19 protein-coding genes are annotated in these 20946 nt (G+C 34.3%); 1 reads left to right on the top strand and 18 read right to left on the bottom strand.

All coding sequences use genetic code 11. The features are described 5' to 3' along the window. Positions 1-47 precede the first annotated feature (47 nt). The 10 genes from HMPREF3241_RS02955 to brnQ form a co-directional block, all read right to left on the bottom strand. Positions 48-815, bottom strand: coding sequence for an alpha/beta hydrolase (locus HMPREF3241_RS02955; protein WP_002446870.1), 768 nt, complete (start codon positions 813-815; stop codon positions 48-50). 40 nt (positions 816-855) lie between these two features. Then, the gene (locus HMPREF3241_RS02950; protein ID WP_001830555.1) at positions 856-1503 is read right to left on the bottom strand and encodes an ABC transporter permease; all 648 of its coding nucleotides are present in this window, start codon (positions 1501-1503) and stop codon (positions 856-858) included. Positions 1504-1505: 2 nt separating this feature from the next. Beyond that, entirely contained in the window at positions 1506-2465 is a 960-nt protein-coding gene (locus HMPREF3241_RS02945) for an osmoprotectant ABC transporter substrate-binding protein (protein WP_070853436.1), read from the bottom strand. Between the two features lie 18 nt (positions 2466-2483). After that, complete coding sequence (locus tag HMPREF3241_RS02940; protein WP_002456313.1) at positions 2484-3119, bottom strand: ABC transporter permease; 636 nt, start codon at positions 3117-3119, stop codon at positions 2484-2486. Beyond that, positions 3116-4303, bottom strand: coding sequence for a betaine/proline/choline family ABC transporter ATP-binding protein (locus tag HMPREF3241_RS02935; RefSeq protein WP_002446867.1), 1188 nt, complete (start codon positions 4301-4303; stop codon positions 3116-3118). The genes HMPREF3241_RS02940 and HMPREF3241_RS02935 overlap by 4 nt, the downstream gene beginning before the upstream one ends. A 134-nt stretch (positions 4304-4437) precedes the next feature. Beyond that, the gene (locus HMPREF3241_RS02930) at positions 4438-4926 is read right to left on the bottom strand and encodes a thioesterase family protein (RefSeq protein ID WP_002487520.1); all 489 of its coding nucleotides are present in this window, start codon (positions 4924-4926) and stop codon (positions 4438-4440) included. Beyond that, on the bottom strand, positions 4926-5888 hold the full coding sequence (locus HMPREF3241_RS02925; protein WP_002446865.1) for a 3-hydroxyacyl-CoA dehydrogenase NAD-binding domain-containing protein: 963 nt from the start codon (positions 5886-5888) through the stop codon (positions 4926-4928). The genes HMPREF3241_RS02930 and HMPREF3241_RS02925 overlap by 1 nt, the downstream gene beginning before the upstream one ends. Further along, positions 5888-6781, bottom strand: coding sequence for a beta-keto acid cleavage family enzyme (locus tag HMPREF3241_RS02920; RefSeq protein ID WP_032602688.1), 894 nt, complete (start codon positions 6779-6781; stop codon positions 5888-5890). Before HMPREF3241_RS02920 ends, HMPREF3241_RS02925 begins: the two co-directional genes overlap by 1 nt. Before the next feature lie 137 nt (positions 6782-6918). Further along, a complete protein-coding gene (locus tag HMPREF3241_RS02915) occupies positions 6919-7458 on the bottom strand; it encodes a TetR/AcrR family transcriptional regulator (protein WP_002446863.1) in 540 nt (179 codons plus the stop codon). A gap of 466 nt (positions 7459-7924) precedes the next feature. Next, entirely contained in the window at positions 7925-9286 is a 1362-nt protein-coding gene (gene brnQ, locus HMPREF3241_RS02910) for a branched-chain amino acid transport system II carrier protein (protein WP_002446862.1), read from the bottom strand. Positions 9287-9633: 347 nt separating this feature from the next. On the opposite strand from brnQ, the gene HMPREF3241_RS02905 reads away from it, so the two are divergent. Beyond that, positions 9634-10851: an ArgE/DapE family deacylase gene (locus tag HMPREF3241_RS02905; protein WP_032602686.1), complete on the top strand. Its 1218-nt coding sequence runs from the start codon at positions 9634-9636 to the stop codon at positions 10849-10851. A 143-nt stretch (positions 10852-10994) separates the two neighbouring features. On the opposite strand, the gene pflA is transcribed toward HMPREF3241_RS02905, so the two are convergent. The 8 genes from pflA to cntA form a co-directional block, all read right to left on the bottom strand. After that, entirely contained in the window at positions 10995-11750 is a 756-nt protein-coding gene (gene pflA, locus HMPREF3241_RS02900; RefSeq protein ID WP_002446860.1) for a pyruvate formate-lyase-activating protein, read from the bottom strand. A gap of 21 nt (positions 11751-11771) precedes the next feature. Further along, entirely contained in the window at positions 11772-14018 is a 2247-nt protein-coding gene (gene pflB, locus HMPREF3241_RS02895; protein WP_002491252.1) for a formate C-acetyltransferase, read from the bottom strand. Positions 14019-14762: 744 nt separating this feature from the next. Beyond that, positions 14763-15953 carry a staphylopine family metallophore export MFS transporter CntE gene (locus HMPREF3241_RS02890; protein ID WP_002446858.1) on the bottom strand — a complete coding sequence of 397 codons (1191 nt, stop codon included), beginning with the start codon at positions 15951-15953 and terminating at the stop codon, positions 14763-14765. An 11-nt stretch (positions 15954-15964) separates the two neighbouring features. Next, positions 15965-16714: an ABC transporter ATP-binding protein gene (locus HMPREF3241_RS02885; protein WP_002446857.1), complete on the bottom strand. Its 750-nt coding sequence runs from the start codon at positions 16712-16714 to the stop codon at positions 15965-15967. Next, complete coding sequence (locus HMPREF3241_RS02880; RefSeq protein ID WP_070592621.1) at positions 16707-17522, bottom strand: staphylopine uptake ABC transporter ATP-binding protein CntD; 816 nt, start codon at positions 17520-17522, stop codon at positions 16707-16709. Before HMPREF3241_RS02880 ends, HMPREF3241_RS02885 begins: the two co-directional genes overlap by 8 nt. Further along, positions 17509-18387: a staphylopine uptake ABC transporter permease subunit CntC gene (gene opp1C / locus HMPREF3241_RS02875; protein WP_002446855.1), complete on the bottom strand. Its 879-nt coding sequence runs from the start codon at positions 18385-18387 to the stop codon at positions 17509-17511. Before opp1C ends, HMPREF3241_RS02880 begins: the two co-directional genes overlap by 14 nt. After that, complete coding sequence (opp1B, locus tag HMPREF3241_RS02870; RefSeq protein WP_002446854.1) at positions 18384-19319, bottom strand: nickel/cobalt ABC transporter permease; 936 nt, start codon at positions 19317-19319, stop codon at positions 18384-18386. The genes opp1C and opp1B overlap by 4 nt, the downstream gene beginning before the upstream one ends. A 12-nt stretch (positions 19320-19331) precedes the next feature. Further along, complete coding sequence (cntA, locus tag HMPREF3241_RS02865; RefSeq protein WP_002446853.1) at positions 19332-20930, bottom strand: staphylopine-dependent metal ABC transporter substrate-binding lipoprotein CntA; 1599 nt, start codon at positions 20928-20930, stop codon at positions 19332-19334. Between the last annotated feature and the right edge of the window lie 16 nt (positions 20931-20946).

Raw genomic sequence — 20946 nt, 5'->3', positions numbered from 1 at the left:
AATCTTAACAAAAGCCGTATGGATTTAACTATATTCTAACATTCATTTTAAATATGTGATGATGTAAAACGGTCAATGACATCTTCTATTGCTTTATCCCAAAATGCATAATCGTGATTACCTGGCGCTTTTTTAAATTGATATGGAATACCTTTTTCATCTAAATAGTTCACAAAATCAATATTACCTTGATACAATTCATCTTCAGTTCCACAAGTAATATATAGTTGTGGTAACGTTTGTCCATTGTCTATTGCTTGTTCAACTAAATAGTATGGATCAAAAGATGTCCCCGCGACATGTTGCGTATTACCTACAATCGCTTCTGGAGTAAAATCATACCATTGATATTGACCAATCATAGAAACATCATATGGCGCTGAAAGCATGGCGGCTTTTGAGAAACGATAACTTTGCGTTAATGCAAATTTGATTGCACCATAACCTCCCATAGAGTGACCTGCTATAAAATTATCTTCTCTCTTTTTAGACAATGGAAATATTTGATGAACATAATCATAAACTTCTAGTATATAGTCATAATAACTATGTCCATAAGCCATATTTGAATAGAAACTATGATCAGCATTAGGCATCACCACTGCTAGTTGGTGGGTATTCGCATAGCGTTCTATACTCGTATATCTCATATAAGAGGAAGTATCACTTGATAAACCATGTAGCAATAACATAGTTTTTAATGGTTTCGCATTTTCATTTGTATCAAAGTAACTTTTATCTTCTGGAAGAATGACATTAATCGTTTGATGCATTCCTAAAGTTTTAGATAAATAATTTAATGTAATATGAGCCATAATGTTGGATCACTCCTCCCTGTGTAAAAAATTAAATTACTTACGTAGCTGGATCTAGCTTTTTCTCTAATAAACGTAATAAAACATCTATAAGTATGACAATGATAACGATAGGTATGGCACCTGCTAGAATAAATAGTGTTCCATCAGTTGCATTTGTACCTCTAATCACAATATCACCTAATGTTGGTGCACCAATAAATGAACCTACAGCTACGACACCAATAGCTACAACAAGGGCAATCCGAATACCACCTATAATAACTGAAAGTGACAGAGGTAACTCAATCATAGTTAATACTTGGTTACGCGTCATACCCATCCCTTTTCCAGCATCTTTAATATTTGGGTCAACTTCATTAATTCCTGTATACGTATTTTTAATAATAGGAAGCAAGGCATATAAGAACACAGTAAAAATGACTGTATTCATACCGAGTCCCATGCTAAGCATTAATATCGCTAACATAGCAATAACCGGAACAGTTTGAATAATATTCGCAATAGTGATAATGACACCTGATAATTTACCAAATCGTGCAATGATGATACCAAGAGGTATGCCCACTAAACATGCTAGTAAAACACCGTAAACAGACATTAACAAATGATTAACAAACAATTCCCATAGGTAGCCAAAGTTCATTTGGTAGTAGTGAACGAGTTGTTGTATTAAATTCCCTTCCATGTTTATTGACCACCTTTCTGTTTACCTTTTTTATTGTCATCGTCTTCAAAATAATGATGTTTTTTCAAGAAGTCCTCTGCAACTGTTGCAGGCTCTTTCCCTTTACCATCAGCTTGATAATTTAATTCTTGCATTTGTTCTGTTGATATCTTACCTTCTAATTTTTTAACAATCGGTTTGAGCTCTGGCTTCTCTTTTAACAATTGATCTGATGCAAGTGGACTGGCATCGTATGGTGGGAAGAATCGACGATCATCTTTCAACACTTTTAAATCATATGCTGAAATACGTCCATCTGTAGAATAACCTACGGCAACGTCTAATTTGCCAGAACTAAGTGCATCGTAAACCAGACCAATTTGCATAGGTCTTACCGTACCGAAACTATAGCCATATTCTTTTTTAAATGCTGGATAACCGTCACCTTTACGGTCCATCCATGAACTATCCATACCTACTCTTAAATCTTTAGCATGCTTTTCCAAGTCTGAAACAGTTTCTAAATGATATTTCTTAGCTGTCTCTTTTGTTACTATCAATGCATATGTGTTTTCAAAACCATATGAATTGAAGAAGGTTTGATTGTATTTCTTTTTAAACCCTTCTTGAGTCGCTTTCATGGTCTTTTTAGGATCTTTAATCGGATCTTCTTTCAACGCCCCTGTTAAGTCAGTGCCTGTATAACGCGTACCTGACATATTAGCTTGGCCACTTGTGACAGCATTATGTTGAATCGTACTTGAACCTAAATTATTAATTAAGGTAGGTTTAATTTCACCTTTTGTATCATGTTCAATAAGTAATCTCAGCATGTGCGATATAATTTGTGATTCACTTGTTCCTAAACTTGTGATTCTAACATCGTCATCTGAATGACTATTTTTTAAACCGGGTAAGTTACATCCAGATAACACTGTTAGACATAATACTAAAACAATTAGATATTTTTTATAATTCTTCATATTATCCTCCTTCAATGATTATCTGGAAACTTTTAATCCTTTAGGTACAACCCATTTTTCAATCAGTGATAAAACATAATCTACAATAAGTGCAATAGCAGTGACAAGAATAGTTGCAGTAATAATCATACTCGGTTCAAATAGTGCTAATCCGTTAAAGATAAAATCACCTAAACCACCAGCACCAACATAACTTGCCAATGTTGCCCAACTAATAACGTAGACAGAAGACAGTCTAATTCCACTAAGTATTAATGGTAATGCGAGTGGCAACTCCACATCTTTCATCAATTGAAAATTAGTCATTCCCATACTACGTCCTGCTTCTCTAAGGTTGGAATCTATATTTTGAATGCCTATAATCGTATTATTTAAAATTGGTAATAATACATATAAAAATAACGCTATAATTGCAGGTGTTTTTCCTACACCAAATAATGGAATCATTAAAGCTAATACCGCTAATGTAGGTATCGTTTGTAAAACGCCAGCTATCGTCAATGACACTTTCGAAAGCTTTTCCTTTTTAGATAATAAAATGCCTAAAGGAACCGCTACGATTATTGCAATAACCAATGCCACTATCGATATGTACAAATGTTCGAATGTCTTTGCAAATAACATACCACTATGTTCCGAAATAAACTTTATCATGGTGTCTCAACTCCTGTGGATTCGGGTTCAACAATCCCAGAATGATTATCATTGTTATCCGATTCTAACTCTCCCCAAATACTGTCATAAACAATGTCTACAAGGTTAGCTCGAGTGACAAGGCCTAATAATGTTTTATTATCACTGTCAACAACGGGTACATTACGTACATTACGTTTAAGAATTGTACGAACAGAATCTTGTAACTTACTATCAATACGTACTCTATAAATATCTCGTTGCATCGTATCTATAAGTTCTTTATGATGTCTTAATCCTTCGTTAATATCTTCAATATCTAAATAACCCAATAAATGCTCATCATTGCCGACAACAAATATCGTATCGACTCTTTTCTCTCTCATAATATTCACCGCATCATTAAGAGAACGGTCAACATGTACTGTCACGGGTTTAATCATCGCATCTTTAACTGTACGGATATTAGGTCTATCTTGAATTAAGCGATTCTGACCAATAAAGTCTCTAACGAAATCATTCGCTGGACTACGTAAAATATTATCTGGCGTGTCATATTGAACCACCTGTCCATTTGTCATAATACATATTTTATCAGCAAGTTTGATCGCTTCATCCATATCATGTGTAACAAAAATGAATGTCTTTCCTAATTGTTGTTGTAATTTTTTGACTAAGTCTTGTAATGTATCTCTTGTGATTGGATCGAGTGCACCAAACGGTTCATCCATTAAAATAATATCTTGTTCAGCTGCGAGTGCTCTTACAACACCAATACGTTGTTGTTGACCACCTGATAATTCTGAAGGATATCGATCTAAATATTCTTCTGGTAAATCTACTAAGCGTATAAGTTCTTTCGCTTTCTCATCCTTTTTCTCTTGTGACCATTTTAATAACTTTGGTACGAGAACAATATTCTCTTTCACTGTCATATGTGGCATTAAGCCGATTTGTTGTATGACATAACCGATACTGCGACGAAGCTCAACCGGATTAAGCTCTTTGATATTTTTACCGTCAATGGTAATTTCTCCCTCTGTAGATTCAATCATACGATTAATCATTCTAAGGGCAGTTGTTTTACCGCTACCGCTTGTCCCAATAAATGCAATAAAGTCTCCTGATTCAATGTCTATGGTCATATTATCTACAGCTTTTTTACCACCTGCATAGACCTTTGATAAGTTTTTAATACTTAACATATGTCCATTCCTTTCTATAGGTAATTCAATTTGTTAAAAAATAAGGACTCATTGTGATGTTATACAAAGTAAACTAAGTAAGAACAAGGCACAAAAGAGTCCTTAAATCATATTCATCTAAATTCTAAGTTGTATTACTCTTTGCTTTTTGGCTTTTTCTTGATGCCGATACGATGACCTATATATTGAGATGTCGTCTCCACATTTTCTATATTATAATAGCGTTCGATGTTATTCAAAATGTCGTTCGGAAATGCTGAAGGTCTTCCTGAAGTCGTATCAATGCCCATCAGCATCACTTCATATGTTGCACATAAATCATCATCTGCATTAAACATTTCCATTAGGACATGTAATCGTTTGCTATCATAATCGTGAAGATGTACTTTAACAATGACATCTTCATTTTCTTTCATTTCATTAAGAAACATGACATGATTTTCTAAGGTGAATACGGTATATTGATAAGATTGAATGGCATCAATAGTTAATCCTAAATGACCTAACCAATCATCTGTTGTATCACTGAAAATTCGGTTATACATTGCATCATTTAGGTGCCCGTTATGGTCTACCCAATCACGATGCACTTTTGTGTGAAACACATACTGTTGATTCATCATTATAACTCCGCTCCGTTAGACTTTTTCATCGCTTTACTATCACTTGGCCAATATTGTTCGGCTAATTCTTTCACTTTAATTAGAAATTCGTTTCTTTTTTGATCAAGTTCAGACATTGTATATCCTTGAGAAGATGCTTCACTACCATTTACTACTTTATGATATAAGTCATCTGTCAGTTCAGGCGCGATGAGTTTTGTCCAAGGTTTTTTTAAAGCTGGCCCAAATTGTTTTAACATATGACGCATACCACCTTCACCACCTGCCAAGTGGAACGTCATAAATGGACCATATTGTGCATAACGTAAACCTGCTGCATGAGTAAACGCCTTATCAACTTCCTCTGTTGTTGCAATACCATCATTAACTATGTGCAATGATTCACGCCATAATGCTTCCATAAGACGATCTGCAATATGTCCTTCTATTTCATGACGCACATGTAAAACATCCATACCAATACTTTCATAAATCTGTTCGGCTTTAACTGTGGTTTCTTCAGATGTTTGTTTACCTGGCACAATTTCGACTAATGGCAAAATATATACCGGGTGAAATGGATGGGCAACAACTAATCGTTCAGGATGTGATAAGTTAGCTTGTAATTCTGAAGGCATAATTCCTGATGTACTTGAACCAATTGTTGCTTCGGGTTTCGCATAAAAATCAATCTCTTTTAATACAGCATCTTTAATTTCTTCTACTTCTGGTACATTTTCTTGAATATGATCCGCATCTTTGACCGCTTCTTCTAAATGTGGTGTAAATGTTAAGTTTTGAATTGATGCATTTTCAGCAAGGCCCATTTGCTCTGCGTAAGGCCAATTTTGTTTAACTTGTGTCAACATGCGTTCATATGCACCTTCACTTGGATCAGTAGCAATCACTTCATGACCATGCGCAAGCATTCTAGTAATCCATCCACTACCAATTACACCTGTTCCAACAACTGCGAATTTCATTATTTGTCTCCTTTACCATGAGGATTTCTAAGATTAAATTTTTCTCTTGCTTCAGCAGGTGTAAGTGGCTCAATGTCGAGCCCTGCTAAAATTCTTTTTGCCTCTTCTACCAATGCTTCATTCGTTGCTTTTACACCTTTTCTTAAATAAATATTATCTTCTAATCCAACACGAACATTTCCTCCACGTTGCGCAACTTCTCTTACAGTTGGGAGTTGCATCTTACCAATGCCAAATGCTGACCAATGTGCATTTTCTGGTATACGTGATTTAAGATATTCTATTGTTTCAGGATCATTTTCTGCACCCCAAGGAATACCTAAACAAAATTGGAACATAGGGTCTCCATCAATTAATCCTTCTTCTATCATTTGTTTGGCAAAACTCACATGACCTGTATCAAAACATTCAAGCTCAGGCTTGACTCCCGCATCTTTAACCATTTGTGCTTGTTTACGTAACCACGATGCAGGGCTTAAGTATATTGCATCTCCCATATTGACACTGCCACAATCTAATGTACACATTTCTGGTAATAAGTCACCAATAGGTTTAAAACGTTCTTCTGGTGTTTGAATCCAAGTTCCTTCTCCACCTGTCTCTGGATGTTCTAGACTTGGAATGAAGTCTCCACCGCCACCAGATGTCACATTAATGACGATATCTTCATCAGCTTCTCTGATTAATCTAACTGTTTCAGCATACAGTTCTGGATCATGACTTACTCCTCCAGTTTCAGGATCTCTTACATGAATATGTGCGACAGTTGCTCCTGCTCGTGCACATTTAATTGCTGAATCTGCAAGTTCTTGTGGTGTAACTGGTACGTTCTCATTTTTTTGTATTGTATCTCCAGCGCCAGTAATAGCTGCTGTTAAAACAACTTTTTGCATCATTAACACCTCTAAAAGTTTTATTTTTTATGACATTGATTACTATACCAACTAGTCGGTTTAGTTTCAACTGACTTTACACAAAAAAGAACAGCGCGATGTACGAGACATCACCCTGCTCTATGGATATAGCTTATTTAATTTTTTTCTATTTGCATCTTTAAACGTTCAATAACTTTCTCTCTCATTTCTTCATCTATAGCACTAATTCCGAATATTTCCGACAACCATAAACCATCGACAGCTAAGCGAATAATGGTAGCATCTACCTCATCTAACCCGTCGTGTGTAATTTGATATTGCCATTCTTGATATGAGGTCTTTAATGGTGATAATAAACTTCTATTAGTCCCTTGCGCCGCTAACATTCCAGAAGTAATAGGCGCATTATCCGTACGATGTGCTCTTGTCGCTTCTATAAATGCGTTGAGCCATTGCCCTTTTTTGTTCTTTTCATTATCGATATGTTGGTTCACGTTATCTCTGTACAAATTATTGGCATAGTTAACCAGCTCTTTGATGAGTTCATCTTTACTTTTAAAATGATAAAATAAACCACCTTTACTTATTCCAGCCCTTTGAGCTACAGCATCCAACGTGAGATAATCAGCACCTTTTTCATTAATAATAGCTGCGGCCGATTCTAATATTAATTGTCTTTTGGAAGTTCTAGGCATTTCGTCACCTTCTTTATCGAATTCTAAATAATATATAATTGTAATTATTTAACACTTTTTCAACACCCATACTTATCGAGTGTATTTATTTTATAAACAACTTTTCTTAAATTCAACTTTATTAACATGAATTGTATTTATTAATAACGATTTACTTATTACTATATGTCACAAACATATAAAAAGTAAACTTATCATATAATATATGTTCCTCTGTCAACGTCGGTTAATTATGAAAAAATATTAAGTAGCTCCATTCCGTTGCTTAATACTTTTTTATTCACTTATAAAAATCCAAGAAAAGAGAGAGCGATTTCGCCCTCTCTTTTTTGTGTAGTAGTACTATTAAATTTTATCTCACTAACAATTAATATACTTATTAATAAAATGATGTATTTAAAAATTATAATAATCTTGAAATATAATTATTAAGAAATTCGCAGTTATATCATTTATTAACTCAGCCTTATTGTACGTGGGACGATTTTTTAGCAGTCATAAAGTATACAATAATACCAATAATGAAACCAATAAGTGCTGGAACAATCCATCCCATACCAATGTTAAAGAATGGGAGATAATTTTCACCAAATCCAATGATTGTTTGTGCAAATTTTGTATTAACAAAGAACTCTGGACTTGCTTTCACACCATCTACAAATGCCGCCACCATTGTAAATAATGTTGTAAATCGATAGACAATTTTAGAATGTTTAAATAATGGACTAAGTAATGCTAATAAAATTAAAGTAATCGCTAAAGGATAAATGAACATCAACACTGGTGTTGAATACATAATAATTTTTGTTAAACCTACATTAGCAAATATACAAGCTAATATACTCACCCCAGTAGCTAACCAAAGATAGTTAGATTTAGGGAATAACTCTGTAAATGTTTCCGAAAAGGCTGTGATCAATCCTATTGCTGTTTTCAGACATGCCACAATGATGATTAGTGACAAAATAATAATTCCGTAATCCCCTAAATAATGTTGTGCAATCTGAGCAAGCGCAATACCACCATTTTCACTTACTTTAAAACGACCTAAACTCATCGTACCCATTAAAGCTAATAAAGTATAAATAACGCCCATAGCTATAATACTAATCGTACCTGATTTTAAAGTTTCTTTAGCGATTGTATTCGGATTAGTAATCCCCAACTTTTTAATTGTAGTAACAATGATAATACCAAATGCTAATGATGCCAAAGCGTCTAATGTATTATATCCATCGATAAACCCTTTGAGTAACACGCTATTGCTATAATCAGCACTTACTGGCGCATGACTAATTCCACCCATAGGACGGATAAATGCAAGCACAACAACAATTCCAAGCAAGATGAGAAAGACCGGATTTAAGAATTTTCCAATATAGTCTAATATTTTAGAAGGTTTACGCGAAAATAACCACGCTACTCCGAAGAATAAAATACTAAAAATAGGCAACAACGCTTGGGCCGTACCAGATGAAATAAATGGTGAAAATGCTATTTCAAATGACGTCGTCGCAAGTCTTGGCAACGCAAAAAACGGACCTATAACAAGATACAAGCCAATTGTGAACAAATAACCATATATTTTACTTATCCTTGAGGAAATTTCAAAGACCCCGTTTGTTTTAGATACACCTATCGCTATAATTCCTAAAAAAGGTAGTCCGATAGCCGTGATAAGAAATCCTAAATTGGCGGTCCATACATTTGCCCCCGCAGTTTGACCTAAGTGAATTGGAAAAATGAGATTTCCAGCACCAAAAAATAGACCAAACAGCATTGAGCCGATAAATAGATTCTCTTTTAATGTTAATTTATTTTTCATCATTAATTATGTATCTCCTAATATGTATTATTAGCTATTATACATGATTTTAACCGTCTGCGTGGCACGAAGTTATATTTATATATGTGTGTATTATTACACCTTAATCTCATCGCTTTTCATTTTATAACACGATTCAAACTATAAATAATGAAAAATTTTTAATATTTCTATACATTGTTGTTTTTTTATAAGAAATATTAAGTCAATATTTATTTTTTATTAAAAATCCATTTATTTTAGCATATAAATTTTAATTAATAAAAGTTTTTGATAATATTAAGTGTACAAGGATTTTTATTTTTTATTAAAAAGTGAAAATCATTACTAAAAATGAGGAGGACTGTGAAATGACTGTATTGAGTGAGCAAGACAAAATAAGATTATTAGCTGATATCGTCAAGATTCAAACTGAGAATGATCATGAAATTAAAGTATGTGAGTACTTAAAAGACCTGTTAAGTCAATATGATATTGATTCTAAGATTGTTAAAGTTAATGATTCACGCGCTAATTTAGTTGCTGAAATTGGTAGTGGCGCTCCAGTCTTAGCAATCAGTGGACACATGGATGTTGTAGATGCTGGTGACCATGATGATTGGACTTTTCCTCCATTTGAACTCACAGATAAAGATGGCAAGTTATTCGGCAGAGGTACCACTGACATGAAAGGTGGTCTTATGGCGATGGTCATCGCGATGATTGAATTAAAACAATCAAACGCATTAAAGCAAGGTACGATACGTTTATTAGCTACTACAGGAGAAGAGACGGAACAATATGGTGCACAATTACTAGCTGATGAAGGTTACTTAGATGATGTGAGTGGTTTAATTATTGGCGAACCAACTAGTAATATCGCTTACTATGCTCATAAAGGTTCTATGAGTTGTGTAGTCACAGCGAAAGGTAAGGCTGCACATAGTTCTATGCCACACCTAGGTACAAATGCTGTTGATATTTTAGTTGATTTTGTAAATGAAATGAAACAAGAATATAAAAATATTAAAGAACATGATAAAGTACACGAGTTAGACGCTGTTCCAATGATTGAGAAACATCTCCACAGAAAAATTGGTGAAGAAGAATCACATATCTACTCTGGATTTGTAATGTTAAACTCTGTATTCAATGGTGGTAAACAAGTTAATTCTGTTCCTCATAAAGCGACAGCTAAATATAATGTAAGAACTGTTCCAGAATATGACAGCACTTTCGTGAAGGATTTATTTGAAAAAGTCATTCGTCATGTGGGTGAAGATTATTTAACTGTAGATATACCTAGCAGTCACGATCCAGTGGCAAGTGATCGTGATAGTCCTCTTATTCAAAATATTACACGTATTGCACCGAATTATGTACATGAAGACATTGTTGTGAGTGCATTGATTGGTACAACTGATGCATCTAGTTTCCTAGGAACAAATGAAAATAACGTGGATTTTGCTGTCTTTGGACCTGGAGAATCTATTATGGCGCATCAAGTTGATGAATTTATTAGAAAAGATATGTATTTAAGTTACATTGATGTTTATAAAGATGTATTTAAAGCATATCTAGAAAAGTAAACTATTTAAACTTATGATCATATTTTTATTAAATAAAGTTAATTGAGATATATTTTAAACTCAGTTTATCGACTGATTAAACGTAAAGAAGCCTGAGACAACGATTGATGTCTCAGGCTATTACTATATATATATTTATCTTTCTATAATGTTACAGGTATTTTGCCATTAAAGTTAACATAACGATAAGCTTCTTTAACCGCTTCATCGTCAGGCGGTTCAACATTTTCGAGTTGATAAGGAATGCCTAAATTTTTCCACTTATGCACACCGAGTTGATGATATGGTAAGATTTCAAACTTTTCAACGTTATCTAAAGAATTAATAAATTCTCCTAGTTTTATCAAATCTTCTTTATCATCCGAAATACCAGGTACTAAAACATGTCTAATCCAAACAGGTTGTTTCATATCAGATAATTTACGTGCAAACTTTAAAATATGTGTGTTAGGTTTGCCTGTTAATTTGATGTGCTTATCATTATCAATATGTTTAATATCTAATAAGATTAAATCTGTATGCTTTTGCAATTCATCAAAATGACGATTAAATGCTGGTGTATCATTCACACATCCCGCAGAAGTATCAATGCATGTGTGAACACCATTCGCTTTTAATTCCTTGAATAATTGCTCCAAGAAAGGCATTTGTAGTAATGGTTCGCCACCACTGACTGTTACCCCACCACCTGAAGCTTCAAAGTAAGGTTTGTACGGTAAGATTTCATTTACCATTTCATCAACCGTCACTTCTCTTGATGGTTCGTTAATCTTCCAAGTGTCTGGATTATGACAATATAAACATCTTAACAAACAACCTTGAGTAAATAATATATATCTAAGTCCTGGCCCGTCGACAGTGCCCATACTTTCAACGGAGTGTAAGTGTCCTTTAAGCATTTTGCTCCCACCTTAAATTTATTACATAGATTCGTGGAATGTACGTGAAATAACATCTAATTGTTGTTCACGTGTTAATTTAATGAAGTTTACAGCGTATCCAGATACACGAATCGTTAATTGTGGATACTCTTCTGGGTGTTCCATTGCATCAATTAATGTTTCTCTATTAAATACGTTAATGTTGAGGTGATGACCATGTTGCATTGCATAACCATCTAACATACTAGTTAAGTTTTTATTTTGATCTGCTTCTTCTTTACCTAGTGATTTCGGTACGATACTAAATGTATTTGAGATACCATCTTTACAGCAATCGTAAGGTATTTTAGCTACTGAACTTAGTGAAGATAATGCACCTTTTTGGTCACGACCATGCATTGGGTTTGCGCCAGGTGCAAATGGTTCGCCAGCTTTACGTCCATCTGGTGTGTTACCAGTTTTCTTACCATAAACAACGTTTGAAGTAATTGTTAATACACTCATTGTGTGTTCAGAATTACGGTATGTTTTATGGCTACGTAATTTAGTCATGAAACGTTCAACTAAATCTACTGCAATTTCATCAACACGACTGTCATTATTACCATATTTAGGGAAGTCGCCTTCGATTTTAAAGTCAGTTACAAGACCTTCTTCGTTACGGATAGGTTTAACTTGTGCATATTTAATCGCTGATAAAGAGTCAGCTGCTACAGACAATCCGGCAATACCAGTTGCCATTGTGCGAATAATTTCTGTATCATGTAAAGCCATTTCAAGACGTTCATAGCTATATTTATCATGCATATAGTGAATGATATTTAATGAGTTGATATATACGCCAGCTAACCAGTCCATCATTTTTTCATATCTTTCGAAGACTTCATCATAATCTAGTACGTCTGATTTAATACCTTCATAACTTGGCCCAACTTGTTTACCAGATTTTTCATCTTTACCACCATTGATAGCGTAAAGTAATGCTTTAGCTAAGTTAGCACGTGCACCGAAGAATTGCATTTGTTTACCAATCTTCATGGCAGATACACAGCAAGCGATACCATAATCATCGCCATAGCTTTCACGCATTAAGTCATCATTTTCATATTGGATTGAGCTCGTTTTAATACTCATTTTAGCACAATAGATTTTGAAGTTTTCAGGTAAGCGAGTAGACCATAACACTGTTAAGTTTGGTTCTGGTGCTGGACCTAAATTATCTAATGAGTGTAAGAAACGGAATGAGTTTTTAGTTACCATTGGACGTCCGTCAATACCTACACCACCGATAGATTCAGTTACCCAAGTTGGATCTCCAGAGAATAATTCATTATATTCAGGCGTACGCGCGAATTTAACGATACGCAATTTCATAATGAAGTGGTCAATGATTTCTTGAACTTCTTGTTCAGTGATGTCACCATTTTGTAAATCACGTTCAGCATAAATATCTAAGAATGTTGAAGTACGTCCTAAACTCATTGCTGCACCATTTTGTTCTTTGATAGCAGCTAAATATGCTAAGTATAACCATTGCACAGCTTCTTTGAAGTTAGTAGCAGGACGGCTAATATCAAATCCATATTTTTGACCTAATTCTTTTAAATCTTGAAGTGAACGATATTGCTCTGATAATTCTTCACGTAAACGAATTACATCTTCAGACATTTCAGTAGACATTGTGTTAAAGTCTTTAAGTTTTTGTTCCATTAAGAAATCTACACCGTATAAAGCAACACGACGATAGTCTCCGATAATACGTCCACGTCCGTAAGCATCTGGCAAACCAGTAATAATACCAGCTTTACGACAGTTTAACATTTCTCTTGAATATGCATCGAATACACCTTGGTTGTGTGTTTTACGATATTCAGTGAAGATTTTTTCTGTTTCTGGATCTAATTCGTAACCATACGCTTCACATGCTGCTTTTGCCATACGAATACCACCGAATGGTTGCATAGAACGTTTGAATGGTTTTTCAGTTTGAACACCAACAACTTTTTCTAAATCTTTGTCTAAGTAACCAGCGTCATGAGAAGTGATTGTCGATGCCACTTTAGTATCCATGTCCCACATGCCACCGCGCTCACGTTCTTCTTTTGATAATTGCATTACTTGATCCCATAAAGTTTCAGTTGCTTTTGTAGGACCTTCTAAAAATTCATCGTCACCTTCATATAATGAATAGTTCAATTGTATGAATTCTCTCACGTCTATATTTTTATTCCAACGACCTGTTTTAAATCCTTGCCAAGCATTAGTATGATTATTTGTTTCTAACATACTCTCCGCCTCCATTTCGTATTGTTAACGTTTTCAACGGCAGTATACCATGAACCATGTGATTAATTTCACATAATTTGTGGCATATTTTCTACTAAAGTTTGTATAAATTACGAACCTGTGACAGAAGTTATAACAGTTTGTGAATAAATTATCCTGTTACATAACAGTTTTCTGAAAAATTCCTTCTATAATGAAACCTCATAGCAAGAAAAATTCACTATCTTATAACGAAAAGTAAAACAAAACCTGAGACAATTGTTGTCTCAGGTTTTGTTTATCTATCATTAAATTAGAAACTGGCTTAGTCTTTTTATCTCTGTTACTAATAAGGCTAAATTGAAAAACATATCATAGATATTACAGATGTGCGTTTGAGTGTCCTAACACATAAATTTTATAGACAGTTCAACTTAGAGCTCATAAGCTATATGGGGATTGTACTCAAAATAAATTCTACTCTACCTCATTTTTCACACTCTTAATTTACCTCTTTATTATTATTGATTTAGCTTCTTTCTTTTTAAAAATCCATAAAACTAGAATTAAAAAGATATGAATGTAAAAATTTCTTCTATTGTAATCAAAAAGCGTGAATATTCTAATGCAATAAAATTTTGATACAATTTCATTTCTTTCGTTTTAACAAAGTAAATAAATCGATTATTTTTACATGTACGGGAGTGTAACCTCAGACAAACTGGAGGCTCCCTTAAAATTTTTCGTTATTTTTATGTAGTTCTGCTATGAAGCTTTAGAAACACTTTGTCCTTGTCTAATTTTACTTAGTATCATTGCAATAGTAACCAATAAAGCGCATAAAATATACATCCATTTAAATCCTACCGTATCTGATATTGGCCCCATTAGCACACCTCCTAGTGAAATCCCTAAATCTGCACATGCTATAAACAATCCTAATAACATATTACGTCCTATCTTTGGTAAGACAAAACTTAAATACGTTGTCAATGTAGGATAAACGAGCGCTTGTGTTATTCCAATAAAGATTGCACTTATATATACAAATATACTCAATATTTGTGGTCCAAAAGCTACAATGATTGAAGCAATCATCAGTAACGTTAAGACAATCATCATAAACCGGTGATGCCATAAACCATCAGATGGTACATACTTACGTAAATAAAATCTAGCTATCACTACTGTAATGGCTTGAATTGTAAGGAAAATACCTGCATTCGCGAAACCTTCCCTAACTGTATATAATGGTATAAAAGTACTCATCGCACCAAACACGATAGATGACAAAATCATAATCATACCACTGCAGAAGAGTGCTTTATTTTTAAAAAATTGAACATATACAGTCATTGCATTAAAAGGTAAGACTTCTTCTTTTGGTGCTACCTCTTTTTGTGTATTTGCAAAAGTAGTTCTATAACCAAATAAGGTTGTTGTTACTGCAATAAAAATCATAACAATAGCAAATATGGTCATATTTTCCACGTGCCAAATCCCAACTGCAATTAATGGTCCTAATAAATTGGGAATTGTTGAAAACAATGAATAGAGAGATACACCTTCTGAACGATATTTTTCAGGTAAAGCATCTATAATACCCAATTGTAAAGACATTGAGAAGAATGCCGTACATACACCTTGCATGATACGTGCAACCAAATAACCTTCAAGTCCTGTAAACCCATATAATACCAGTGCCATAGCATTAATCAATAATATAATACGCAATACTTTAATCGGTCCTACACGTGCAATAATTTGACCAGCCCAAGGGCGAAATAGCATTGCCGTTAGCATGTAAGCTCCCATTACAATTCCAATTACGGTATTCGTCGCCTCCAAGTCATGTCCTCTTAGAGGTATGAAAACATTGAGTATGGCATTCGCACTAAAAAACATCAATGTTAAAATATATAATCTTAAAAATGGCCAAGACATGGCACCTTTCATATTGTCACTCCTTAGATTGATAGTTGTTTATCAATCAGTTCTCTTGTATAACCATTTTGTTGCCTATGCAATTCATTTATAGATGTCCTAGCTTCGATACAGCCATTTTTAAAAATAAGCAAGTCATCACATATATACGTGGCAGCTTGTATATCATGAGTAATAAAAATATAACTCAGCTGATGTGAGTGACGTAACCTTTTCAATAAATCTAATATTTGTGTTTGCATAGACATATCTAATGAACTAATCGCCTCATCAAATAATATATAATCTGGTTGCATACATATCGCACGTGCAATAGCTACACGCTGTGCTTCTCCACCTGAAAGCATATGTGGATAACAATACAAACAATCAGATTTTAACCCTACTTCACGTAGTAACGCTGTTACATACTCTTCCATATTCTCCTTCGAAGTACATCGACACTGATTCATTACTTCAAACAAAATATCTTTGACAGTATGAAAAGGATGCAAAGAAGAAGTATAGTCTTGAAAAACCGCAGCAATTCGATGACGTCTCACTTTTTTAAAATGAACAGGCTGACCGTCCAACGTCACTTGTCCTTGATCTGGTTTTTCTAGTCCTAAAATCATACGACTCAACGTAGACTTTCCACTTCCACTTTCTCCAATAATTGCTATTGATGCACCAGTGGGGCAATCAAATGACACGCCTTTAACTACAGGAATACGTTTATCACGAAATATTGATTTTTTTCCATAAAATTTAATAACATTTTGAACCTTAAGCATTGAAATCACCCCTCAGCACTAACTGAAAATAATCATGAATTGTCTTTTTAGTAGATAATAAATAAGCTGTATAGTGATGACGAGGTTGTTGTAATACCATATTTGTTCGACCTTCTTCTATCACGCGACCTTCTTTCATAACTACAACACGATCTGCAATTTTATTAATCACTGTGAGGTCATGAGATATAAAAATCATGGCGCAATCAAAATGTTGTTTTATATCTTTAAAAGAATTGATAACTTCATATTGTGTAATGGTATCTAATGCTGTGGTCGGCTCATCAGCAATAATCAATTTAGGTTTCAATGCCAATGCTAGTGCAATCATCATACGTTGAAGCATCCCACCTGACAACATGTAGGGATATGCTTTTAATAACGAACGGGGATCTTTCAACTTCATATACGTCATATAATGAATGAGTTCTTGTTTTATTTGTTGCTTTGATAATGTCGTATGTGCACGCAAAGTTTCAATCATTTGCTTCCCCACTTTAGTTGAAGGATCAAATGCTCGTGTTCCTTGTTGCATAATCATAGCAATATCTTTACCACGAATTTTGCGTAGTTGCTTTTCAGTTATTGTATTTAAATTTTGATGTTTAAAAAAGATATCTCCGCTTACAGATAAACGTTGAGCATTTAAACCTATTAATGCTTTACAAGTAATCGATTTTCCGCTTCCACTTTCTCCAATAATACCTAATGTTTCACCACATTGAACTGTGAAATTCACGTTATCAACGAGTGTCTCATCTGACCATGTGTCCTTAATTCTTAAATGCGCTACTTTAAGCAATGTCATGTGCTTTCACACCTTTCTTCAATGCCAGTCGTTTCTCTTTAGAGGACATACGAGGATCAATCGCCATTTGTAAAGCATCTGATAAAAAGTTAAACGCCATTACAATTATGACGATAGCCACACCTGTTGTCATCATCATTCCAGGATGTGTGAACATTACTTTTCGTGCTTCATTAAGCATCATCCCCCATTCGGCTGTAGGTGCCTTAACACCTAATCCAAGGAACGAGAATCCTGACATTTGTAATATCATTGAGCACATCGAACTACTAGCAATAATCGCTATGTCAGTAAAGGTTAGTGGCAAAATATGTTTGCGAATGATTGTTAAATCATTCATACCAATTACTTTGGCAAATTTTACATGATCAGCTTCAATATATTGCATTACACTGGTTCGAATCACGCGACAAAACCACGCCCATCGAGTCAATATAAACGCAATAATAATATTTTCTACACCCATGCCAAACAACGTAATCAATGCCAATGTCACCACATAGCTTGGAAAAGCTAACATCACATCGCATATACGCATAATTATTGCATCGATATAACCTGGGAAATAACCTGAAATAAACCCAAGTATCGCTCCTATCACAACGGAAATAATCAATGCGACAAATACATATAACAAACTAGGTCTTATGGCGTATATTATCCGTGTTAATACGTCCCGGCCTAAATGATCTGTCCCCAACCAGTGAGACCAACTTATACCAGCAAATTTATTTGCTGTATCAATGTGATTCGGTTCATAAAATGTAATTAAAGGAGCTAAAACTCCAAGCACTACGTAGATTGTAATAATAGCTATAGCAACTATGGCACCTCTATCTTGAAATAGACGACGTAACACAATCATTTCATTGCCTCCCTTAAACGCGGATTTAATATTGCATTAATGATATCTGCAAGTGTATTAAAAAGAATAAACAACACCGCGACAATGAGCACGTATGCTTGAATTACTGGAAAATCATGTTCAGTAATCGCTTTAACACTTAATGGTCCTAAACCTGGCCACGCAAATACATTTTCAATAACGACTAAACCTCCCATGATCATTGGTATCGACATACAAAAAATAGATACGGCTACCTGTAATGCATTACGTAATACATGCAGCAACATTGTCAGACGAGGTACACCACTAGCTTTTAAATACAAAACATAATCTTCATTTAATTGTTCAAGCATAGATCGTCGGACATTTCTAAAATAAATTCCTGCATAGGTAATCGTAATAACAAAGACTGGAAGAATATAACTTTCTGGACCTGTGAGTCCTGAGGTTGGTAATAAATTGAGTTTTACAGATACATAAATAACTAATATTGAAGCTACCCAATATGAAGGCAGAGCTGTTAGTAGAAAAGCTATTGAACGTATAGCACGATCTGTAAATCGACCACTAGTCAAAGCACTCACTATGCCTAGAACAACAGATGTTATCATCACCACCACACTGGAAATCAAAGTGAGTTTTAATGTATTCATAAACGCTGGACCCATACGCTCAGATACTGGATCCCCTGTGATATAACTCGTTCCAAATTTAAACTGCAAGGCATCAACAAGCCAATTTTTATATTGCGTGAATATCGGTTGATTTAATCCATATTTTTCTTTAGTTTCAGCTATTAAATCTTCTGTTATATTAGGTGTTCCTTGGGCATGTAAAATTGTTACGGCTGGATCTTCGTTCGTGAGATAGGTCATCATGAAAGTCATAAAAGTCACTACAATTAATAATGGAATCATGAGCGTAAGACGTTTCATAATAAATTTAACCATGACGACGCTCCTTTATTTATATTGCATTTCATTAAATGGAAGCTCATATTGTGATTGTGTAAAGGATAATTTTTGTAAATCTTTAGGTGCAACAACAGTCATTCTGCCGTGAGTAATTGGAATAAAGACACCTTCATCGTCTACTTGTTTTAAAATTTGCTGATACGCTTTTGAACGTGCCTTTGCATCTTGAATTTTGAAAGCATCATCAATATCTTTGTACAGTTGTGTCTTATTCTTAATACCTAATGTTGCACTTTCATATCCCGTTTTCGTCTTAAATGCTGCTAATGTACTCTGAGGATCATATAATAGCCCCCATGTTTGATTAAACATTAAATCGTAATCACCAGAACTACGACGTTCAGCTACTTTATCTGACGTTTCTCCGTTTATATCTAGTTGTACACCTAACTTCTTAAATTCTGCTTCTAAGAATTCAGCTTGTTCTTTTTGACTGGAAGACCCTTTGTCATAATACAATTTAAGATTCAAATCTTTGCCCTCTTTTTGACGAACTTGTCGATCTTTTGAAAGCACCCATCCAGCCTTGTCTAATAACGCTTGTGCTTTTTTCTTATCATATGTTCTTGTTGGTAAATTAAAGTTTATATCTGTCACATTTTTAGCAAATAATTGTGTGGCTGGTTTTTCTTGTTTGTCTAAAATATCTTGAGCTATTTTATCTCTATTTACCATGTGACCTAATGCTTGTCTGACGGCTTTATCACTGACTGCACTATCTTTCTTACCAGAATTAACAACAAGCATTTTTGTATTCATAGCTTGACTACGTTTTACTTGGTAGCTTCCGGTTTCTTTTAATTGTTTTAAACTATCTTTATCTAAGCTGTCTGTACCTCTATCATCTGTATAAGCAAAGTTGGTTTCTCCTTTTTTCATTGATAAAAATGCTGTTTCTCCTGCAGGTTTAACTTTTGCTTCTACTTTATTTAATTTTGCCTTTTCTCCCCAATATTGATTATTTTTATTAAATTCTGCAGATATATCTTTTTTGTGTTCACCCATTTTAAATGGTCCTGTACCGTCAAATGATTTCACACCATCTTTGGTTGTGCCGTGTTTAAAATCTTTAGGCGATACAAAAACGTATGGTCGTGGCATAGCTAGTTCTGCTAACGCAGGTTGATAAGCTTCCTTCAAATGTAGTTGTATCGTATACTTATCCTTAACTTTGACATCATCAATCAGTGTTGAAAGTCTTAACCATGAATGTAGTTTCTTATTTTGTTGTACTGCATCGATGTTTTTCTTCACTGCATCTGCATCAAATTTCGTACCATCATGAAAAGATACATCATCCCTTAAATGAAACGTATATGTCTTACCATCAGGTGAAATGTCCCATTTTTTTGCTAATAATGGCTTAATACCATCCTTGGTATTGCGAACTAACGGCTCATAAATCATACTTTCTGCTGACATTGAACCTCCATAAACATGGGGATTCATATCTCCAATATCTTTGACAGTTGTATATGATAATACTTTATTCTCTTTTTTCTCTGTTAGTTCTTTGTTACTTCCACAACCGGCTAAAATAATTCCAGATACAAAAATGACTGTACTTAGTTTTGTGAGTTTATTCATTGCTTTCCTCTTTCTT

The sequence above is a fragment of the Staphylococcus sp. HMSC34G04 genome, assembly GCF_001838765.1.
Lineage (GTDB): Bacteria > Bacillota > Bacilli > Staphylococcales > Staphylococcaceae > Staphylococcus > Staphylococcus epidermidis.
The sequence above is the reverse complement of the archived record's forward strand: the minus strand, read 5'-3'. Positions and strand labels throughout refer to the sequence as shown.

Bases quoted from the DNA above. Each gene is read 5' to 3' on its own strand.
- HMPREF3241_RS02955 (WP_002446870.1), bottom strand. From the start codon at position 815: ATGGCTCATATTACATTAAATTATTTATCTAAAACTTTAGGAATGCAT.
- HMPREF3241_RS02925 (WP_002446865.1), bottom strand. From the start codon at position 5,888: ATGAAATTCGCAGTTGTTGGAACAGGTGTAATTGGTAGTGGATGGATT.
- opp1C (WP_002446855.1), bottom strand. From the start codon at position 18,387: ATGATTGTGTTACGTCGTCTATTTCAAGATAGAGGTGCCATAGTTGCT.
- pflA (WP_002446860.1), bottom strand. From the start codon at position 11,750: ATGCTTAAAGGACACTTACACTCCGTTGAAAGTATGGGCACTGTCGAC.
- HMPREF3241_RS02920 (WP_032602688.1), bottom strand. From the start codon at position 6,781: ATGCAAAAAGTTGTTTTAACAGCAGCTATTACTGGCGCTGGAGATACA.
- brnQ (WP_002446862.1), bottom strand. From the start codon at position 9,286: ATGATGAAAAATAAATTAACATTAAAAGAGAATCTATTTATCGGCTCA.
- HMPREF3241_RS02890 (WP_002446858.1), bottom strand. From the start codon at position 15,953: ATGAAAGGTGCCATGTCTTGGCCATTTTTAAGATTATATATTTTAACA.
- opp1B (WP_002446854.1), bottom strand. From the start codon at position 19,319: ATGGTTAAATTTATTATGAAACGTCTTACGCTCATGATTCCATTATTA.
- HMPREF3241_RS02950 (WP_001830555.1), bottom strand. From the start codon at position 1,503: ATGGAAGGGAATTTAATACAACAACTCGTTCACTACTACCAAATGAAC.
- HMPREF3241_RS02940 (WP_002456313.1), bottom strand. From the start codon at position 3,119: ATGATAAAGTTTATTTCGGAACATAGTGGTATGTTATTTGCAAAGACA.
- HMPREF3241_RS02880 (WP_070592621.1), bottom strand. From the start codon at position 17,522: ATGACATTGCTTAAAGTAGCGCATTTAAGAATTAAGGACACATGGTCA.
- HMPREF3241_RS02905 (WP_032602686.1), top strand. From the start codon at position 9,634: ATGACTGTATTGAGTGAGCAAGACAAAATAAGATTATTAGCTGATATC.
- HMPREF3241_RS02945 (WP_070853436.1), bottom strand. From the start codon at position 2,465: ATGAAGAATTATAAAAAATATCTAATTGTTTTAGTATTATGTCTAACA.
- HMPREF3241_RS02915 (WP_002446863.1), bottom strand. From the start codon at position 7,458: ATGCCTAGAACTTCCAAAAGACAATTAATATTAGAATCGGCCGCAGCT.
- HMPREF3241_RS02930 (WP_002487520.1), bottom strand. From the start codon at position 4,926: ATGATGAATCAACAGTATGTGTTTCACACAAAAGTGCATCGTGATTGG.
- HMPREF3241_RS02935 (WP_002446867.1), bottom strand. From the start codon at position 4,303: ATGTTAAGTATTAAAAACTTATCAAAGGTCTATGCAGGTGGTAAAAAA.
- HMPREF3241_RS02885 (WP_002446857.1), bottom strand. From the start codon at position 16,714: ATGCTTAAGGTTCAAAATGTTATTAAATTTTATGGAAAAAAATCAATA.
- cntA (WP_002446853.1), bottom strand. From the start codon at position 20,930: ATGAATAAACTCACAAAACTAAGTACAGTCATTTTTGTATCTGGAATT.
- pflB (WP_002491252.1), bottom strand. From the start codon at position 14,018: ATGTTAGAAACAAATAATCATACTAATGCTTGGCAAGGATTTAAAACA.